Origin of the sequence: Couchioplanes caeruleus, from assembly GCF_023499255.1 — a bacterium.
GTDB classification, from domain to species: Bacteria; Actinomycetota; Actinomycetes; order Mycobacteriales; family Micromonosporaceae; genus Actinoplanes; species Actinoplanes caeruleus_A.
In genome coordinates this window covers 800,184-818,383 of the sequence record NZ_CP092183.1, presented here as the reverse complement: position 1 = coordinate 818,383, position 18,200 = coordinate 800,184, and the positions used below count along the sequence as shown (strand labels likewise).

General features: G+C 71.2%; 15 protein-coding genes and 1 pseudogene. 7 read left to right on the top strand and 9 right to left on the bottom strand.

The window, feature by feature from the left end:
• Nucleotides 1-20: 20 nt before the first annotated feature.
• The 4 genes from COUCH_RS03885 to ndhC form a co-directional block, all read right to left on the bottom strand.
• The gene (locus COUCH_RS03885; RefSeq protein ID WP_249613552.1) at nucleotides 21-584 is read right to left on the bottom strand and encodes a DNA-3-methyladenine glycosylase I; all 564 of its coding nucleotides are present in this window, start codon (nucleotides 582-584) and stop codon (nucleotides 21-23) included.
• Nucleotides 585-695: 111 nt separating this feature from the next.
• Nucleotides 696-1,190: an SRPBCC family protein gene (locus COUCH_RS03880; RefSeq protein ID WP_249610725.1), complete on the bottom strand. Its 495-nt coding sequence runs from the start codon at nucleotides 1,188-1,190 to the stop codon at nucleotides 696-698.
• A complete protein-coding gene (locus COUCH_RS03875; protein ID WP_249610724.1) occupies nucleotides 1,187-1,798 on the bottom strand; it encodes a DivIVA domain-containing protein in 612 nt (203 codons plus the stop codon). The genes COUCH_RS03880 and COUCH_RS03875 overlap by 4 nt, the downstream gene beginning before the upstream one ends.
• Before the next feature lie 57 nt (nucleotides 1,799-1,855).
• Complete coding sequence (gene ndhC, locus COUCH_RS03870; RefSeq protein ID WP_249610723.1) at nucleotides 1,856-2,233, bottom strand: NADH-quinone oxidoreductase subunit A; 378 nt, start codon at nucleotides 2,231-2,233, stop codon at nucleotides 1,856-1,858.
• Between the two features lie 264 nt (nucleotides 2,234-2,497).
• Between ndhC and COUCH_RS03865 the strand changes: the two genes are divergently transcribed.
• A complete protein-coding gene (locus COUCH_RS03865; RefSeq protein ID WP_249613551.1) occupies nucleotides 2,498-4,276 on the top strand; it encodes a 2-oxoacid:acceptor oxidoreductase subunit alpha in 1,779 nt (592 codons plus the stop codon).
• Entirely contained in the window at nucleotides 4,269-5,300 is a 1,032-nt protein-coding gene (locus COUCH_RS03860) for a 2-oxoacid:ferredoxin oxidoreductase subunit beta (RefSeq protein ID WP_249610722.1), read from the top strand. Before COUCH_RS03865 ends, COUCH_RS03860 begins: the two co-directional genes overlap by 8 nt.
• Nucleotides 5,301-5,319: 19 nt before the next feature.
• Here COUCH_RS03860 and COUCH_RS03855 read toward each other — a convergent pair whose 3' ends face one another.
• Nucleotides 5,320-6,333, bottom strand: a complete 1,014-nt coding sequence (locus tag COUCH_RS03855; protein ID WP_249610721.1) for a potassium channel family protein — start codon at nucleotides 6,331-6,333, stop codon at nucleotides 5,320-5,322.
• A 195-nt stretch (nucleotides 6,334-6,528) separates the two neighbouring features.
• On the opposite strand from COUCH_RS03855, the gene COUCH_RS03850 reads away from it, so the two are divergent.
• Nucleotides 6,529-7,029 (top strand): phospholipase, encoded by a 501-nt coding sequence (locus tag COUCH_RS03850; protein WP_249610720.1) that lies wholly within the window; start codon nucleotides 6,529-6,531, stop codon nucleotides 7,027-7,029.
• Nucleotides 7,030-7,117: 88 nt separating this feature from the next.
• On the opposite strand, the gene COUCH_RS03845 is transcribed toward COUCH_RS03850, so the two are convergent.
• Nucleotides 7,118-10,375, bottom strand: a complete 3,258-nt coding sequence (locus tag COUCH_RS03845) for an adenylate/guanylate cyclase domain-containing protein (protein ID WP_249610719.1) — start codon at nucleotides 10,373-10,375, stop codon at nucleotides 7,118-7,120.
• A 730-nt stretch (nucleotides 10,376-11,105) separates the two neighbouring features.
• Nucleotides 11,106-11,327: an FmdB family zinc ribbon protein gene (locus COUCH_RS03840; protein ID WP_249610718.1), complete on the bottom strand. Its 222-nt coding sequence runs from the start codon at nucleotides 11,325-11,327 to the stop codon at nucleotides 11,106-11,108.
• 684 nt (nucleotides 11,328-12,011) lie between these two features.
• Here COUCH_RS03840 and COUCH_RS03835 point away from each other — a divergent pair.
• From COUCH_RS03835 to COUCH_RS03825, 3 genes and pseudogenes are all read left to right on the top strand, one after another.
• Nucleotides 12,012-12,917, top strand: a complete 906-nt coding sequence (locus tag COUCH_RS03835) for a hypothetical protein (protein ID WP_249610717.1) — start codon at nucleotides 12,012-12,014, stop codon at nucleotides 12,915-12,917.
• Between the two features lie 81 nt (nucleotides 12,918-12,998).
• Nucleotides 12,999-14,021 carry a GNAT family N-acetyltransferase gene (locus COUCH_RS03830; RefSeq protein WP_249610716.1) on the top strand — a complete coding sequence of 341 codons (1,023 nt, stop codon included), beginning with the start codon at nucleotides 12,999-13,001 and terminating at the stop codon, nucleotides 14,019-14,021.
• A gap of 131 nt (nucleotides 14,022-14,152) precedes the next feature.
• Nucleotides 14,153-16,489: pseudogene (locus tag COUCH_RS03825) on the top strand (lamin tail domain-containing protein); the annotation flags it as partial.
• A 53-nt stretch (nucleotides 16,490-16,542) separates the two neighbouring features.
• Here COUCH_RS03825 and COUCH_RS38790 read toward each other — a convergent pair.
• Nucleotides 16,543-16,701, bottom strand: a complete 159-nt coding sequence (locus COUCH_RS38790; RefSeq protein WP_275980061.1) for a hypothetical protein — start codon at nucleotides 16,699-16,701, stop codon at nucleotides 16,543-16,545.
• A 167-nt stretch (nucleotides 16,702-16,868) separates the two neighbouring features.
• Between COUCH_RS38790 and COUCH_RS03815 the strand changes: the two genes are divergently transcribed.
• On the top strand, nucleotides 16,869-17,102 hold the full coding sequence (locus COUCH_RS03815; protein ID WP_249610715.1) for a hypothetical protein: 234 nt from the start codon (nucleotides 16,869-16,871) through the stop codon (nucleotides 17,100-17,102).
• Nucleotides 17,103-17,124: 22 nt separating this feature from the next.
• Here COUCH_RS03815 and hemB read toward each other — a convergent pair whose 3' ends face one another.
• Complete coding sequence (gene hemB, locus COUCH_RS03810) at nucleotides 17,125-18,114, bottom strand: porphobilinogen synthase (protein ID WP_249610714.1); 990 nt, start codon at nucleotides 18,112-18,114, stop codon at nucleotides 17,125-17,127.
• Nucleotides 18,115-18,200 lie beyond the last annotated feature (86 nt).

Genomic DNA, 18,200 nt, shown 5'->3' with positions numbered 1-18,200 from the left:
CCCGTGTCACCCGGCCGGCGTCACGTCCCGGCGGGCGCGACGTGGCAGCCCGCGAGATGGTCGTCCACCATGCCGGTCGCCTGCATGAGCGCGTACGCCGTGGTCGGGCCGACGAACTTGAACCCGCGCTTCTTCAGGTCCTTGGCCATCGCCGCGGACTCGGGCGTGGTGGCCGGCACGTCCTGCCTGGTCGCGGGACGGGGCCGGGGAGCCGGGGCGTACGACCAGAGCAGCTCGGAGAGGCCGGTGGGCAGGTCCGCGGCGACCCGGGCGTTGTGCAGCGCCGCGTCGACCTTCATCCGGTTGCGGACGATGCCCGGATCGGCCATGAGCCGGTCGGCGTCCTCGGCGTCGAAGGCCGCCACCGCCTCGATCGAGAAGCCCGCGAACGCCTGCCGGAACGCGGGCCGTTTGCGCAGGATGGTGATCCAGGAGAGGCCCGACTGGAACGCCTCGAGACACATGCGCTCGAAGAGGGCGTCGTCGCCGTGCAGCGGCCGGCCCCACTCGGTGTCGTGGTATGCCACGTAGTCGGGCGTGCTGCCGCCCCAGAAGCACCGGGCCCGCCCGTCCTCGCCGATCACCAGGCCCCGGGCCAGGGCGTCCGCCGGGGCGAGGCCGATGGTGGGAGCGCCCAACGGCGAGATGTCATCCGTCATGGGCGACACCCTAGGAGCACCCACCGACAAAATCGGTCAGGGCAGCTTGCCCTCCTCGACCAGCCGCCCGAACTTCTTCAGCGCGCCCTTGAAGCCGAGCTTGGAGCCCGGCCACAGCACCGGCCACGCCAGCTTGCCCACGGGACCGGGGAGGTGGAACCACTCGTGCATGACCACCTGCGTACGGTCGCCGCCCATGGCCGTGCAGCGCATCGAGCCCGGGCCGCGCAGCACGTTGCCGCAGTGCACGACCCGCAGCTCGTACGGCGCGTCGATGCGGACCACGCGGAACTCGTCGCGGAGCGCGGCCGGGCCGACGGCCGTGATCGCCTCGATCAGGCTGCCCTCGCCGCCGTCGCCCTCCACCACGCGCACCTTGGTGAACGGGATCCACTCGCTCTGCTTCTCCCAGTTCAGGAAGGCGGCGAAGACCCGGGGAGCCGGGGCGTTGACGATGACGGTGGCGGTGACCTCACCGGTTCCCGGCCGTGCGGCGTCGCCGAGCCCACCGACCTGCTCGGTCTCGCTCATCGGCGCTCCGCCGCCTTCTCCTCGGCGCCCGCCTCGGAGACCTTCGCCGGCTCCTTCGCCGAATCGGCCGGAGCACCGCCGGCCGAAGCACCGCCGGCCGGAGCCCCACCAGCCGAAGCCCCACCAGCCGAAGCCCCATCGGCCGGAGCCTCGCCGGCCGGAGCCTCGTCGCGCGGAGCCTCGTCGGCCGGGTCCGAAGAGAGGATGTCGGGCGCCGGGCCGGAGGAGGCCGGCACCGCGGCCGGCGGCGCCACCGCGGCCTCCCGGGCCCGGCGCAGCACGTCGGCGTCCGCCGTCCGGCCCTCACGCAGCGCCGCGACCTCGGCCTCCAGCACGCTGATCAGCTCGGTCTTGTAGCCGATGTCGTACGCCGCCCGCTGCATCGCCTGGTCGACCTGGGCCATCCGGTAGCCGCGGAACACCGTGTCGAAGCGGGTCCGGAACACGTCCTCCTCCGCCAGCGGCCGGTCGCTGGGCAGCGGCAGCGCCTTGCCGTCGGGCTCGACCGGCGCGAGGCCGGGATCCCCGCCGCTCACCATGACGGTCACGCCGAAGACGATCGCCGCGACCACGAGCGCCACGACGACGAAGAGGAGAAGCTGACCCATGGGCACGATCGTGGCACGAGCCGTGCGGCGTGGCGAGCCCGCCACCCCCCGAGGGGGTCACGTCCAGGTGAGGATCTTCTTGCGCCAGGCGTACAGGATGCCGAGCGCGAGCACCGCGACGAAGATGCCCATCTCCGCGACGGTGACCCCGCCGAAGCCGGGGCGGTCGAAGACGACGGCCCACGGGAAGAGGAAGACCGCCTCGACGGCGAAGAGCACATAGAGGTACGCGTAGACGTAGTAACGGATCTGCGCCTGCGCCCAGTCGCCCCCGACGGGGTCGATGCCGCTCTCGTACGCGATGCGCTTGCCCGCGGGCTCGGCCGGGTGAGCGGGCCTGAGCAGCCGGTTCGCCCCGAACGCGCCGACGAAGACGAGCACACCGGCGGCCAGCACCAGGCCCAGCGTCGCGTACGTACCCAGATACCCGTCCACGCCCGCACTCTAGCGAATCACCAGGTGGACTCGATTGGCTGAGGAAAGGCTCACCTGGCTACTGTGTTCGATCGGACAGCCTGTGGCAACCACTGGTAAGGGGCGGCGACGTAGGCTGGAAGTAACGAATGCGGGCCGGCTCATCGACGTGCGTACCCGCGCAGGCCGGCGCCCTCAGGAGGTTGGAACGTGGCCGCTCCCGCGAAGCGTGTCGAGCAGCTGGATCGCGTGGTCATCCGGTTCGCCGGGGACTCCGGTGACGGTATGCAGCTCACCGGTGACCGGTTCACGTCGGAGACCGCTCAGCTCGGCAACGACATCTCGACGCTACCCAACTTCCCGGCGGAGATCCGCGCACCAGCGGGCACCCTGCCGGGTGTGTCGAGCTTCCAGGTGCACTTCGCCGACTACGACATCCTCACGCCCGGCGACGCGCCGAACGTGCTGGTCGCGATGAACCCGGCGGCGTTGAAGGCCAACCTCGCCGACCTGCCGGCCGGCGCGGACATCATCGTGAACACCGACGAGTTCACCAAGCGCAACCTCGCCAAGGTGGGGTACGCGGTGAGCCCGCTCGAGGACGGCTCACTGGGCGAGTGGTCGGTGCACCCGGTGGCGCTGACCTCGATGACCGTGGCCGCGCTGGCCGACTCCGGCCTGTCGAAGAAGGACGCCGAGCGGGCCAAGAACATGTTCGCGCTCGGCCTGCTCAGCTGGATGTATTCGCGGCCGTACGCGTCGACGCTGCGGTTCCTCGAGCGCAAGTTCGCCAAGCGCCCCGAGCTGGTCGCCGCGAACAAGACGGCCTTCCAGGCGGGCTGGAACTACGGCGAGACCACCGAGTCCTTCTCGGTGCGCTACGAGGTCAAGCCGGCCAAGATGCTGCCGGGGACGTACCGCAACATCACCGGGAACGCGGCGCTCGCGCTGGGCCTGGTGGCGGCCGGTGTGCGCGCCAAGCTGCCGGTGTTCCTGGGCGCGTACCCGATCACCCCGGCGTCGGACATCCTGCACGAGCTGAGCAAGCACAAGAAGTTCGGCATCACCACCATGCAGGCCGAGGACGAGATCGCCGCGGTCGGTGCGGCGCTCGGCGCCTCGTACGGCGGCGCGCTCGGCGTCACCACGACCTCGGGCCCCGGCGTGGCGCTCAAGGGCGAGACGATCTCGCTGGCCATCGCGCTGGAGCTGCCGCTGGTCATCGTCGACGTGCAGCGTGCCGGCCCGTCGACGGGCATGCCGACCAAGACCGAGCAGGCCGACCTCAACATGGCGCTGTACGGCCGCCACGGCGAGGCCCCGCTCGCGGTGATCGCGCCGAAGTCTCCGTCGGACTGCTTCCACGCGGCCATCGAGGCGGCGCGGATCGCGCTGACCTACCGCACGCCGGTCATCCTGCTCTCCGACAACTACGTGGCCAACGGCTCCGAGCCGTGGCTGCTGCCCGAGGTTTCCGAGCTGCCGGACCTGCAGGTGTCGTTCGCCACCGAGCCGAACACCGAGGACGGGCGCTTCCTGCCGTACCTGAGGGATCCGGAGACCATGGCCCGGCCGTGGGCCGTCCCCGGCACGCCGGGCCTGGAGCACCGCATCGGCGGCCTGGAGAAGGCCGACAAGACCGGTGACATCTCCTACGACCCGGCCAACCACGACTTCATGGTCCGCACCCGCGCGGCGCGGATCGAGAACATCCCCGTCCCCGACGTCGAGGTCGAGGACCCGGACGAGAACGCCCGCGTGCTGGTGCTGGGCTGGGGCTCGACGTACGGGCCCATCGGCGCCGCCTGCCGGGCCCTGCGCCAGCGTGGCCTGCCGGTCGCCCAGGCGCACCTGCGGCACCTGGCACCGCTGCCGGCGAACCTCGGTGAGGTGCTCAAGGCGTACGACAAGGTCGTGATCCCGGAGATGAACCTGGGCCAGCTGGCTCACGTGGTCCGGGCGAGGTTCCTGGTCGACGCGGTCCCCTTCAACCAGGTCAGCGGCCTGCCGTTCACGGCCGCGACGCTGGAGAACATGCTCGAGGACGTGGTCAAGAATGGCTAGCCCGACGATTCCGCTCACCCCCGTCAAGCTCACCGCGAAGGACTTCAAGTCCGACCAGGAGGTGCGCTGGTGCCCGGGCTGCGGTGACTACGCGATCCTGGCCGCCGTGCAGGGCTTCATGCCGGAGCTCGGCATCCCGCGGGAGAACATCGTCTTCGTCTCCGGCATCGGGTGCTCCTCGCGCTTCCCGTACTACATGAACACGTACGGCATGCACTCGATCCACGGCCGCGCGCCGGCGATCGCGACCGGCCTGTCCGCGTCCCGCCCCGACCTGTCGGTGTGGGTCGTGACCGGTGACGGCGACGCGCTGTCGATCGGCGGCAACCACCTGATCCACGCGCTGCGCCGCAACGTCAACCTGAAGATCCTGCTCTTCAACAACCGGATCTACGGGCTGACCAAGGGCCAGTACTCGCCCACCTCCGAGCTCGGCAAGATCACCAAGTCGACGCCGGTGGGGTCCAACGACGCGCCGTTCAACCCGCTGTCGCTGGCACTGGGCGCGGAGGCGACGTTCGTCGCCCGCACGATCGACTCCGACCGCAAGCACCTGCAGTCGGTGCTGCGCGCGGCGGCCGAGCACGAGGGCTCCGCGTTCGTGGAGATCTACCAGAACTGCAACATCTTCAACGACGGCGCGTTCGAGCTGCTCAAGGACCCGGGTACGCGCGACGAGCACCTGATCCGCCTCGAGCAGGGCGAGCCGATCACCTTCGGCACGGACAACCGCTACTCGGTCGTCCACCCCGAGGGCAGCTTCGGCCTGCAGGTGCAGGAGGGCGGCACCCCCCTCGTGCACGACGCGACGGTCGACGACCCGGCGTACGCGTTCGCGCTGTCCCGCCTGTCGGGCTCGGACCTCAACACGACCCCGATCGGCGTCTTCCGCAACGTCAAGCGCCCGACCTACGACAACCTGGTGCAGAAGCAGCTCCAGGACGCGCAGGCCACCGCGACGGGTACGCCGGAGGCGATGCTGAGCGACCTGCTCAGCGCCGGCGACACCTGGACGATCCTGTAGCCCTCCCCGGCGGTCGTCGTCAGACGGCCGTCGGGATGCTCTTCTCCTCGTCCCGGATGTAGATGAGCATGTCACCGGTCTCGATGGTCTCCGCCTGCTCCCCGCCGAGCGGCACCACTTTGCCGCGCCGGATAAGAGCGACCACCAGCGTCTTCAGCTCGCGCGGGTTCTGACCGACCTCGCTGCGCTCCGCCGAGCGCATCGCCAGCGCCATGCCCTGACCCGGGGTGAGCAGGTCCTCGACCACGTCGATCAGCGGGGGCGTCGTCGTGGTGAGCCCGAGCAGCCGGCCCGCGGTGGAGGACGAGACGATCACGTGGTGGGCGCCGCTCTGCTTGAGCAGGGCGGCGTTCTCCTGCTCGCGGACGGCGGCGATGATGCGGACCTGGCCGGCGGTCAGCTGCCGTACGGTCAGCGAGATGAGCACGGACGCCTCGTCGGTGTCCGTCGCGATGATGACCGCCTTGCAGTTCTTGACGTCCGCCTGCATCAGGACCGCGGAACGCGTGGCGTTGCCCTCGATGGCGACGAGCCCGTTCGCGGCAGCCTGCCGCAGCGCAACCTCCCGGCTCTCCACGATGACGATGCGGGACTTGTCGTATCCGGTCTCGAGCAGGGCGCTGATCGCGGCGCGGCCCTTGGTGCCGTAGCCGCAGACGATGATGTGGTCCTTCAACTTTCGCCTCCACCGGTTCACCCGCAGGCTGTTCCGGTACTGGTCGGTCAGCACCTCGAGGGTCGTGCCGACCAGGATGATCAGGAAGAGCACCCGCGCGGGGGTGATGAACACGATGTTGACCAGGCGCGCGTCGGGCGTCACGGGGGTGATGTCGCCGTAGCCGGTGGTCGAGAGCGACACGACCGCGTAGTAGAAGCTGTCGAGCAGCGTCAGGCCGTCCTCGTTGACGTCGCGGTAGCCGTCCCGGTCGAGGTAGATCACCAGCACCGTGAGCAGGACGAGCACGATCGCGGCCACGAGCCGGACGGCCAGGGCACGCAGCGGGCCCTGCCGGACCAGCGGGAGATGGATCACCTGACGTCCGCCTGCACGGTCACACCATAGCCGCCGCACCCCACGGCGTTTCTCAGGACATCACAGGTCCCGGCCGCGAGGGAATACCCACGAGTAAGTTGAAGCATCGTTAAGGATATTTCGTCATCTCCGTTGTGTTATAACCCTATGGAGTCGAAGACTTACAGCCAGTGGCCCCCACCGCTGGAGGTTCCGATGAACCGGTCGCCCCGCCGTCTCCTCGTCGTCCTGATCTCAACTCTCGCCCTGCTCGTACCCGCGGCTGCGGCCCACGCCGCGGAGAGCAAGGCATCCGTCCTGTCCGGCTGGACACAGACCACCGCGACCAGCACCAACGCCTGGAATGCCGCCCGGCTCAACCGCGAGCCGTGGGCGTCGTACAACTTCGACTGGTCCACGGACTACTGCTCGTCGAGCCCGGACAACCCGCTCGGCTTCGACTTCAAGCTGTCGTGCTGGCACCACGACTTCGGCTACCGCAACTACAAGGACCTCGGCACGTTCGACGCCAACAAGTCCCGGCTCGACTCCATGTTCTACGCCGACCTGAAGCGCAAGTGCGCGACGTACAGCGTCGTCGTCCAGCCGGCCTGCTACAGCCTGGCCTGGACGTACTACCAGGCAGTCAGCATCTTCGGCTCCCTGGAGGCGGTCAACCCGTCCGACGTCGACCGGGCCCGGGCGCTCGTCGGCTGATCTTCCTCCAACCGCCCTGACCCCGCGCCGACCCTTCCGGTGCGGGGTCAGCTCAGCCGTGCCCCGCTCGGCTCTCGCCCGGCCGCGATCAGCCCAGGGTCTGGGCGAAACGGGCCGAGCCGTGCTCCAGGTCCGGGTGCTCCACCGCCAGCGCGGTCGCCACCGCGCTGGTGAAACCCATCTGCGCCCCGTCCGCGTACGCGGCGTCGAACGCCGCGTCGCCGAGGAGCTGCCGCAGGACACCCTGCTGGTTCCCCCAGAACACCCCGAACTGCGTCGCCCGGCGCGCACCCCGCACCGACTCCGCCCCGCCGAACAGGACGGACGCGCTGACCGGATCCCCACCCATCGCGCAGCGCACCGCGATGGCGGCGACCGCGTCGGCGGCGGCACCCCGGAAACCGTGCCGCAGCCGGGACCGCAGGGCCACCACCAGGTGGTCGTGCGCGGCGACCAGGTCACCGCGGCGCAACGCGACCATCCCGAGAAGCCAGTCGACGGTACGGCGGCCCCGGTCCTCCGGCCGCGTCGCCTCCATCACCCGAGCCCCGCCGAGCAACTCCGCCGCCTCGTCCAGGGCGTCCCGCCGCCACAGCAACTCGGCGAGCGCGATGATCGTCGGCAGCGCGGCGGCCGGGGCACCCGTACGCTCGGCAGCGCGGATGACCTCCCGGCACAGCAGCTCCGCGTCGTCGAGCCGGCCCGCCTCGATGAGCGAGACGCGGTGACCGGCGAGCGCCCGTACCAGAAGAACCGGATCGTCCGCCCGCCGAGCGGCCTCCTCGGCCCGCTGCAGGAAGCGGTCGCGCTCGTCGCGGTCGCCCGACAGGCCGGCATGGAGGAGGTACGCGGACGCCAGCTCCCCCGGCGTCACCTCGGCACCCTCCAGCCGGCCGTACAGCCGGTACAGCAGGTCCCGCCCGGCCCGCGCGCCGCCGTGCTCGCGCCACCAGGGGTCCAGCGCCGCGGCGAGCCGCAGCCCCGCCCGAGCGTCGCCACCCGACACCGACCACCGCAGAGCGGCTTCCCACTCCTTCACGTACGGCGACAGCTCCGTCAACGACACCGTCCGCGGCTGCCCGTCCGTGTCGACGACGACACCGTCCAGCGTGTGCAACGACCAGGCGGCATGCCGGTCCCGAGCCACCCGCTCCTCCCCGGCCGCGGCGAGCCGGCGCGCCGCGTACGCACGTACCTGATCACCCAACCGGTACCGCGGCCCGGCCACGACCTCGACGAGCGACCGGTCGGCCAGCTCCGACAGGGCGCCGAACGCGTCGTCGCCGGACCATTCGACGGTGGCCAGCTCGACCGGGCCGGCGAAGACGGCGAGGCGGCGCAGAAGGGCGGCGGCCCGATCGCTCAGGGCGCGGTAGGAGCAGTCGAGGTTGCGGGTCAGGCTGGTGTGCCGGTCCCGGAACGACTCGACCGGCTGCCGGGGCCCGGCCGGCTGGACGATCTCCCAGCCGCCGCGCGCGGGCGATTCGGCAGCTTCCCAGCTACCGCTTGCCGGCGATTCGGCGGCTTCCCAGTTGCCGGCGACTCCGCGGAGGAAGGGGTTCTCCCAGCCTTCCCGGCCGGCGTCGAGGGCCGCGATCGGGTCGTGCAGCCGCGCGGCCAGCTGGGCCGCGGACAGCAGCCGCAACCGGTCGGCGGCCAGTTCGATCGCCAGCGGATGACCGTCCAGCTTCGACGCCACCCGCCCCAGGTCACCGGACTCCTCCGCGGACACCGCACGCCCGCCCCGCGCGGCAACCGAACGCTCACTGAGCAGTGCGTACGCATCCGCCGGCGCCATCGGCGGCAGCCGCCACACCAGCTCGCCCGGCACCCCGAGCGGCGCCCGCGACGTCGCCAGCACATCCAGCCGGGGGCAGGCGCCGAGCAGCCGCCGCACCAGACGCCGTACCGCTCCGGGATGCGCGTCGCAGGTGTCCAGCACCAGCAGGATCCGGCCGTCCCGGCACCGCTCGACGACGGACTCGAGAACCGGTCGCGCCGGCTCCGGCCGTACCCCCATCGCGGCCGCCAAGGCGGCCTCCGGCACCCCCTCGGCGAGATCGACAACCCAGACCCCCTGCGCGTACGCCGCCAGCACCTGCTCGGCGACCGCCAGCGCGATCCGCGTCTTGCCCGCACCGCCGGCACCGGCCACGGTGACGAGCCGGTGCTCCCCGACCAGTCCCCGCAACTCGGCGACCTCGGCCTGCCGCCCCACGAACGAGGTCAGCGCGGCCGGCAGATTGTGGACGGGGGCGCTCTCCGTACGAGGCTCGGGAAAGGACCGCTGAAGGCCGGGAGCGACGATCTGGAAGAGCCGCTCGGCATCGTCGAACCCGCGCAGCCGGTGCTGCCCGAGATCAACCAGGTCGATCGCGGACCGGGCGGCCGCCTGGTACGCGGACCCGCCCGCCGCCGGCACCTCGAACGCTGTCCTGCTCGCCGCGGGTCCCCGGGCCGGCTCCCACGCCACGGTGCCGGCCGCGGCCGCCTCGAAGGCAGTTCTGGTCGCTGCCGGACCGGCGGCGGTGCCGGCCGCTGCTGAGCCGATGGTCGTTCCGGTCGCCGTCGAGCCGATGGTCGTTCCCGCCGTTACGGAGCCGATAGTGGTGCCTGCCGCCGCCAAGCCGATGGTCGTTCCCGCTGCCGAGCCGATGGTCGTTCCCGCCGCTGCCGAGCCGATGGTCGTTCCCGCCGCTGCCGAGCCGATGGTCGTTCCGGCCGCTGCCGTGCCGGTCGGGGTTCTCGTGCCGCGGGGCTCAGCCGACGCGAATGGCCGGGTCAGCAGTCCTGCAGCGGTGCGGTTCAGGTTGTGGGCGCGGCGCGGCATCCCGGCAGTGTCGGCGGCGTGGCGCCCGTGGTTGTGCGCCCCCGCGACCGGAACGCCGGGAAGCAGGTCCGCGGACCACACGCTCACCGCCAGCGCCGTCGCCTCGGAGCAGATGATCTGGCCGCCGTGAGCAGCCGCGGACACCCGGGCGGCACGGTGGACCTCATGGCTGGTGTACTCGCCGCCGACCGGCTGGGCCCATCCGGTGTGGAGCCCCATCCGCACGCGAGGGGCCACGTCGGGGCTCGGCCACGGGTGGTCGGCGAGTGCGCGCTGTGACGCCACGCAGGCGGCGACCGCTTCGGCGGCATCCGCGAAAGCCACGAAGAAGGAATCACCCTCAGTGAAAAGCTCGATCCCCGAGTGATTACGTACCGCATCCCGGATGACGCCGCGATGGGCGTTCAGCACGCTGCGATATCCGTCGCCGAGCATCCTGGCCAGCCGAGTCGAGCCTTCGATGTCGGTGAACATGAAGGTCACCAGCCCACTCGGCAGCTCGGTCCGTCCCGACACGGTGTGAACCTCCGCCCCCTTGGGAAGTCGCGCTCCATGCTGCCGCACAGCAATCACGGGGCACATCGTAGAAACGGTCGGTAACCATCCACCCGCCACGGCCGACCCCGTTCGGGCGACCCCGGAGCCGTCGTCCACATCCACGCACGGCACTACGCGTGACGTAACGAGGCGGTTCATGTGCGGGTCACGCAGCAGTTGGTCATTTCCAACCCCCGAACGGACGTACGCCCAGGAGACCTCAGGCGCGGCGTCCTGCACGACTCCGACAAGTCACTGCCCGGTCACCCACCGAGAGTGCCCGCAGTGGACGGCCGGCGGTCCGCTATCCACGGTGGTGGGCGAGTTGAGCCGGCGGAGACGCTGTAGCAGTTGGACCCCCGCGACCCTGGCTCACTCACCTTTGGCCACGACTGCCACCCCGCGAACACGGACCGCGATCGGCCGGCCCCTCGGACCTGCGTTCGGCAAACACTCGATCGTCGGCCACTCACCGTCGGTCGCGGGCCGCCCGGTCAGGGTCGCGCGTTCGCGCGGATCGCTCATCACCGGTCGCTCGCTCGGCCCGCTCATCCGTCCGATCCGAACGAGCCGTCCGGATCGCTTGCCGTCCGGCTCGCTCGCCCAGCCGGCTCGCTCGTCCAGCCGGCTCGCTCGTCCAGCCGGCTCGCTCGTCCAGCCGGCTCGCTCGGCCGGCCGGGAGACGGGTCGCACCGAGTACCGCCGGTTGTCAGCAGCCGCAGGCTCCACCGCAACAGCCGCCCCCACCGCCGCCGCCGGCCGGCACAGACGGCGCGGTGCCGCCCCGGCCCGTCACGGCGACCGTGGAGAGAAGCTTGACCGTGTCCTTATGGCCCTGTGGGCAGGTCGCCGGGGCCGACGCCTCGGCCATCGGGCGATTCAGTTCGAAGGTGTCACCGCATGCGCGGCAACGGAAGTCGTATCGCGGCATCCGAACAGCGTATTGGCTGGACCGGCCCCCGCGCTGCATCGCACGTGCGTAGTTGTTGACCAAAGATTGGCCGGAGCCCATGGCACTCCATTGGCCAGAATCCATGGCACCCGGCGGTGGCCCTCGACCGGTAGTCTTCTGCGGGTGGTAGACGGGCACGACACACCCTCGAAGCGACCAGCGGCGCCGCACTCCGGCGGCCCTCTGGGCAGCTCGGGTGCCGCGCCCGATGAGCCGCCCGCCGCGGAGGCGAAGGAGCCTGCCGTGAGCCCCGCCGGAGAGGCAGAGAAGCCGGCACCGCCTCTCGCTGAAGGGGCGGAAAAGCCGGCCGGGCCTCTCGCCGAAGGGGCGGAAAAGCCGGCCGGGCCCCTCGCCGGGGACGGGGAAGATCGAAGCTCCACCCCGACCGGGAGCCCCGCCGCGGCAGCGGAGAAGAGGACCGCAACCGACGCAGGCACGTCTGCGAAGGAGCCGTCCGGGAAGACCACGGACAGGCCGGCCGGAAGCACCGCGGACGAGCCGGCGAAGAACAAGCCGAGCGAGGAAGCGACCACCCAGCCCTCGGACAAGGCAGCGAGCAGCCCTTCGGCAGAGACCAAGGCCGGGGAGAAGCAGCCGGAAGAGGGCGCCACAACACCATCGGCGACGGCCGTCGCGCTCGCGGCGCGCAGCCGGACCACCCGGGTGCTGCGCAAGGCCAATCCCGTACGCGTGGTCCGCAACACCTCGGAGTGGGCCAAGCGCCCGTCCGGCCGGTTCATCCTGCCGGCCGTCATAGCCGTACTGCTCCTCGGCGCCGCCGGGACGGCCGGTGCTTACCTCGTACCGCAGGCTCTGCAGTCCGCGCCGTCGCCCAGCGCGACGCCGAACTTCGGCCTGGATGGCGGGGGGTCGGGCGCGCCGCTGCCCAGCGCGAGCGGGCTGCCGAGCCTGCCGGGTGTCAGTTCCGCGGCCACCGCGCCGGGCGGCCTGCCCACGACGCCGCCCGTGGGGGTTGCCGGCGGCCGGCCGGCCGATGTGCTCGCCGGGTGGGCCCAGCAGACCGGGACGCGGGTCGGGATCCCGGTGGTCGCGGTCCAGGCCTACGGGTACGCCGAGCTGGTCGTCAGCCGTACCGCCCCGAGCTGCCACCTGAGCTGGACCACGATCGCCGCCATCGCGAAGGTGGAATCCGCACACGGCAGCGCGAACGGCGCGGTGCTCGGCGTGGACGGCACAGTGGCGCCGGCGATCTTCGGTCTGCCGCTCGACGGCAAGGGCGGCCGCCAGCTGATCCGCGACACCGATCAGGGCGTGCTCGACAAGGACGCCCAGTACGACCGTGCGATGGGACCGTTGCAGTTCATCCCGCAGACGTGGAACGAGATCTCGGCCGGCAACGCGGTGGACGCCGACAACAACGGTGTGTCGGACCCCAACGACATCGACGACGCATCCCTCGCCGCGGCCGTCTATCTGTGCCGGGGCGGGCGGGACCTGTCCAGGGCGGACGCCTGGTGGGACGCCATTCTGTCCTACAACGCCGTACGCCCGTACGCGCAGAAGGTCTTCGACGCCGCCAACGAATACGGCCAGCGCAGCCGCGTCTAACGGACCACCCACAGTGACGGGTCGCGTACATTTGCTCCCCCGGCACTTCCCTGAATGTCGAGATACCGGCAAGCTGTACGGGTGAGGGTGCGTGAATGGGATCCCCGGTCCGCGTCGGACGAGGAGATCCGATCGCTCGTGGAGACGCTGAACGACGTGCTCGCAGCGGATCTCCCGGACGATCCACCGTGGCAGGACGTGCAGGTCAGGGAGTACCTGGCCGAGACGATGCCGGGCGAGCGCCGGATCAGCTGGGTGGCCGAGGACGACCGGCTGCCCGAGGGCACGGGCAAGGTCTTCGGGCACGTCACCCTCCTGCTGCTGGGTGACATCGGCGTGCTGGAGGTGCTCGTGCACCCCGATCTGCGCCGCCGCGGCCTCGGTCAGCAACTGGTCGCGGTCGCGGCCCGCCGCGCGTACCTCGAGGGGTTCTCGTCGATCGGCGTCGAGGCGATCGGTGACACCCCGGCGATCCCCTTCTACGAGGCGCTGGGCTTCGAGAAGGAGTACGTGGAGACGCGCAGCGTGCTGAGCCTGTCCAGCGTGGACTGGAGCGCCCTGAGCGCGATGGCGAGCGGCATCAGCGCCGGGTACCGCGTCGAGTACCACCCGGGCGGCCCGCCGGAGAGCCTGCTGGAGGCGTACGCGCAGGCGAAGCTCGAGGGTCAGGACGGCGACGACAACGACCTGGACCTGCGCCCGAGCTCGTCCGATCCGCAGCGACTGCGCGACAGCCTCGACACGCTGCACCGGCGTGGGCTCAAGCCGTACATCGTGCTCGCGATCCATGAGGCGACCGGGACGGTTGCCGGCCTGACGGAGCTGGTCGTGCCGGCGCAGCATCCGGAACGCGCCGACCAGTACGACACCATCGTCGTGCGTGAACATCGCGGTTACGGGATCGACCGGGCGATCAAGGCCCGGATGCTGCTCGAGCTGCGGACGGCGGAGCCGGGTCTGGGCGAGGTGCAGACCTGGAACGCGCAGCACAGCGAGTCGATGCTGAAGGTTAACGCCGAGTTGGGCTTCCAGTCCGACCGGGACTGGTACGAATACATCGCCGACGTTGCGCAACTGGTACAGAGACTGGAACCCACGGACTGACCTGGGCCTTTAGGGTCGGCGTACCCCTTTTCAAGCTCCGTTGTGGAGGCTTCGTGCGCTACCCACGCATATTGCCCGTTCTTGTCGCCCCCGTTCTGACGGCTGTGCTGATCCCAGGCGTGGCACGGGCGGCTGACGAACCCCTGTCGGTCGGCGCGGTGCAGGGCAGCACCACATCCTCGCCCCGCACCCACCGCTCCCCGTTGGCGAACCCGTCCGGCAACGGCACCAGCAGCGCCCTGTACGAGGTTCGCGGTGTCGTCACGCAGCGCACACTGGCGCGAACGGCCGCGGGCGCCGACCAGAACGGCTTCTTCCTGCAGAGCCGCAAGGGCACCGAGGACGGTGACCCGGCCAGCTCCGACGGCATCTTCGTGTTCATGGGCTCGTTCACGTCGCTGGTCGGCGGCTACGTGCCCACGGTCGGCGACGAGATCGTGGTCAAGGCGCGGGTGTCCGAGTACTACTCGCTGACCCAGCTCTCCAGTGCCTCGCTGGTCACGAAGCTCGCCTCGGGCGTACCGATGAGCGAGGTCCAGGTCGACGACGCGACGCCGCCGGTCGACGTGGCCGCCGCCGACCTGTTCTGGGAGCAGCACGAGGGCATGCAGCTGCGGGTGCGCGCGGGCTCCGGCGCCGTGTCGGGCCGCAACGTCTTCAGCGACACGGCCGACGCCGAGATCTGGGTCGTCGACAAGGACGACCCGCTGCTGGACCGCGCCGACCCGTACGCGCGCCGGGCCTTCCGCGACGCTCACCCGCTGGACGACGACCCGGCCCGCTTCGACAACGGCAACGGCGACCGCATCCTGCTCGGCCCGATGGGCGTCAAGGCGACCGCCGGTGACAACAGCACCCTGCTGCCGCCGGTGAAGACCTTCGACACGTTGTCGGCCGACGCGGTCGGCGGCGTCTACTACGCCTTCAACAAGTACGGGATCCAGCCGTCGACCGCGGAGTTCGCGGCGGGCGCCGACCCGTCGAAGAACAACCCGCCCAAGCCGGCCAAGCGCGGCTCCGAGTTCGCGGTGTCCACCTACAACGTCGAGAACCTGTACGACTACCGCGACGACCCGTTCGACGGCTGCGACTTCACGGGCAACTCCGGGTGCCCCGGGGTCAGCCCGCCGTTCGACTACGTGCCGGCGAGTGAGGCCGCCTACACCGAGAAGCTGGGGAACCTGGCCGACCAGATCGTGAACAGCATGCACTCGCCGGACGTCATCCTGGCGCAGGAAGCGGAGGACCAGGACATCTGCACGGTCTCGGGAACGGCGCTGAGCTGCGGGGACACGAACAACGCGGACGGGCAGCCGGACACGCTGCAGGACCTCGCGCTCACGATCAAGAACGCGGGCGGGCCGGCGTACGCGGCGGCGTTCGACCGCACCGGCGCGGACGCGCGTGGCATCACGGCGGCGTTCCTCTACCGCACCGACCGGCTGTCGCTCGCGGCCGCCCCCGCGGATGACCCGATCCTCGGCTCGGCGCCGCAGGTGCAGTACCGGGGCACGCCGCTCGCCGGTAACGCCGACGTGTCCAACCCGAAGGCTCTCAACGCGGTGCTTCCCGCCGACGTGGACCGGTCCACCGGCGTGGACGGTGCGAACGTCTTCACCCGGGCGCCCCAGGTGGCACTCTTCGACGTGAAGGCCGCGCCGGGCGCCTCGGAGCACTTCCAGCTGTGGGCGATCAGCAACCACTACAGCTCCGGTCCGGACAGCCGCGTCGGCCAGCGCCGGGAACAGGCGACCTACGGTGCTGCGATCACGACGGCGATCGGGGCGACCCACCCGCACGCGCGGATCGCGTACGGCGGCGACCTGAACGTCTTCCCGCGGCCGGACGAGCCGGTTCCCGCCAAGCCGGCCGACCAGCTGGGGCCGCTCTACGAGGCCGGACTGCACAACCTCTGGGATGACCTGGTGGCGGACGCGCCCTCGTCGGCGTACTCGTACGTGTTCGACGGCCAGGCCCAGACGCTCGACAACCTCTTCGTCAACGACGCCCTGCACGGCGACCTGATCGAGATGCGGGCCGCGCACATCAACGCGGACTGGGCGGCCGAGGACGAGGCCAACGGCTCCAAGGGCTCGAGCGACCACGACCCGCAGATCGCCCGCTTCCAGTCGAAGGCGGCGCTGACCACGGCCGACGCCGCCGTGGCCGAGGGCAACAGCGGGACGACGGCGCTGAGCTTCCCCGTCACCCTGTCGCGTCCGCTGAGCCAGCCGCTCACGGTGTGCGCCACCGCGGTGCCCGGCTCGGCGTGGCCGGTCGTCGACTTCGACCCCTACTTCGGGTGCAAGTCGATCCCCGCGGGTGAGACCGGCGTGACCTTCACCGTCAAGGTGCGCGGCGACCGGCTCCGCGAGCCGGACGAGAAGCTCACGCTCGTGGTCGCCGGCCTCGGCGACGTCCGTCAGACCGACCCGTCGGCGACGGGCGTCATCAAGAACGACGACTGACCGGTACGGCCTACAGCTGCCGGGTCCGCCTCGCGTGGGCCCGGCAGCTGTGTTCATGGCCGGCCGACGAAGGGCCGGGCCGGTCCCGCCAGCCAGGCGAGCGACCAGCTGGCGAAGGGCAAGGCCGGGCCGGCCAGCCAGGCGAGCGACCAGCTGACGAAGGGCAAGGCCGGGCCGGCCAGCCAGGCGAGCGACCAGCTGACGAAGGGCAAGGCCGGTCCCGCCAGCCAGACGAGCGGCCGGCTGACGAGGGGCTGATGGGGGCTTGAGCACGCGCCGAGGATGCCGGATTCGCGGCGAGGCCGCCGAGTGCCCTGTGGATACTCACGCGTTGTGGACAACCGGAATCGGCGGTCGACAGGCGGGTAGCGTGCCTCGCATGACAGACGAGCCGCTGGACGTCGAAGCCTCCCGCAACGCCGGAGCGCCCGCCGAGGAAGCGGACCCGACCAGGGAGTCCGCCGAGGAAGCGGACCCGACCAGGGAGTCCGCCAAGAGGCAGAACAAGGGCTCACCCGACCAGCCGTGGGAGCCGGGCGAGCAGCGCTACAGCGACCGGCCCGAGCAAGGCGGTGAAACGCCCGGACCGGCCAGGACCGAGCCCCCGGGCTGAGTGTCTGAACCGGCCGGCTGGGTCAGTACCGGCTGCGCAGCAACTGGGCGGCTTCCGCGGCCCAGTAGGTCAGGATGACCTGCGCGCCGGCCCGCTTGATCGACGTCAGCGTCTCCAGCATCACGCCCTCGCGATCGATCCAGCCGTTGGCCGCGGCCGCCTCGACCATCGCGTACTCGCCGGAGACCTGGTAGGCGGCGACCGGCACGGTCACCCGGTCGCGGACCGCGGCCACCACGTCGAGGTACGGCAGCGCCGGCTTGACCATGATCATGTCCGCGCCCTCGGCCACGTCCAGGTCCACCTCGCGCAGGGCTTCGCGGATGTTGCCGGGGCTCTGCTGGTAGGTGCGGCGGTCGCCCTGGAGGGTGGACTCGACGGCCTCGCGGAAGGGGCCGTAGAAGGCGCCGGCGTACTTGGCCGCGTACGCAAGGACCGAGACGTCCTGGTGGCCGGCCTGGTCGAGGGCGTGCCGGACGACACCGACCTGGCCGTCCATCATGCCGGAAGGGCCGACGACGTGGGCACCGGATTCGGCCTGGGCCACGCCCATCCGGGCGTACAGGTCGAGGGTGGCGTCGTTGTCGACCGTGCCGTCGGCGGTGAGGACGCCGCAGTGGCCGTGGGAGGTGAACTCGTCGAGGCACAGGTCGCTCATGACGACCGTGGCGTCGCCGACCTCGGCGACGACGTCCCGGATGGCGACATTGAGGATGCCGTCCGGGTCGATGCCGCGGGAACCGGTCTCGTCCTTGTTCTCGGCCGTGGGCACGCCGAAGATCATCAGGCCGCCAACGCCCGCGCCGACGGCTTCGTGCGCGGCCTTGCGCAGGGAGTCGCGCGAGTGCTGGAGGACGCCGGGCAGCGACGAGATCGGCCGGGGCTCGGTGAGGCCCTCCTTGACGAAGAGCGGCAGCACCAGCTCGGCGGGCGACACGCGGGTCTCCTCGACCAGCCGCCGCATCGCAGCCGTGCGCCGCAGCCGGCGCGGGCGGATGTCCGGGTAAGACATGCGAACTCCCCTCAGCCAGGCCCACCGCCGCACCGCGGCAGACCGAAAAGCGGCCAGGCCCGCCGCACCGCGACAGGCCGGAAACA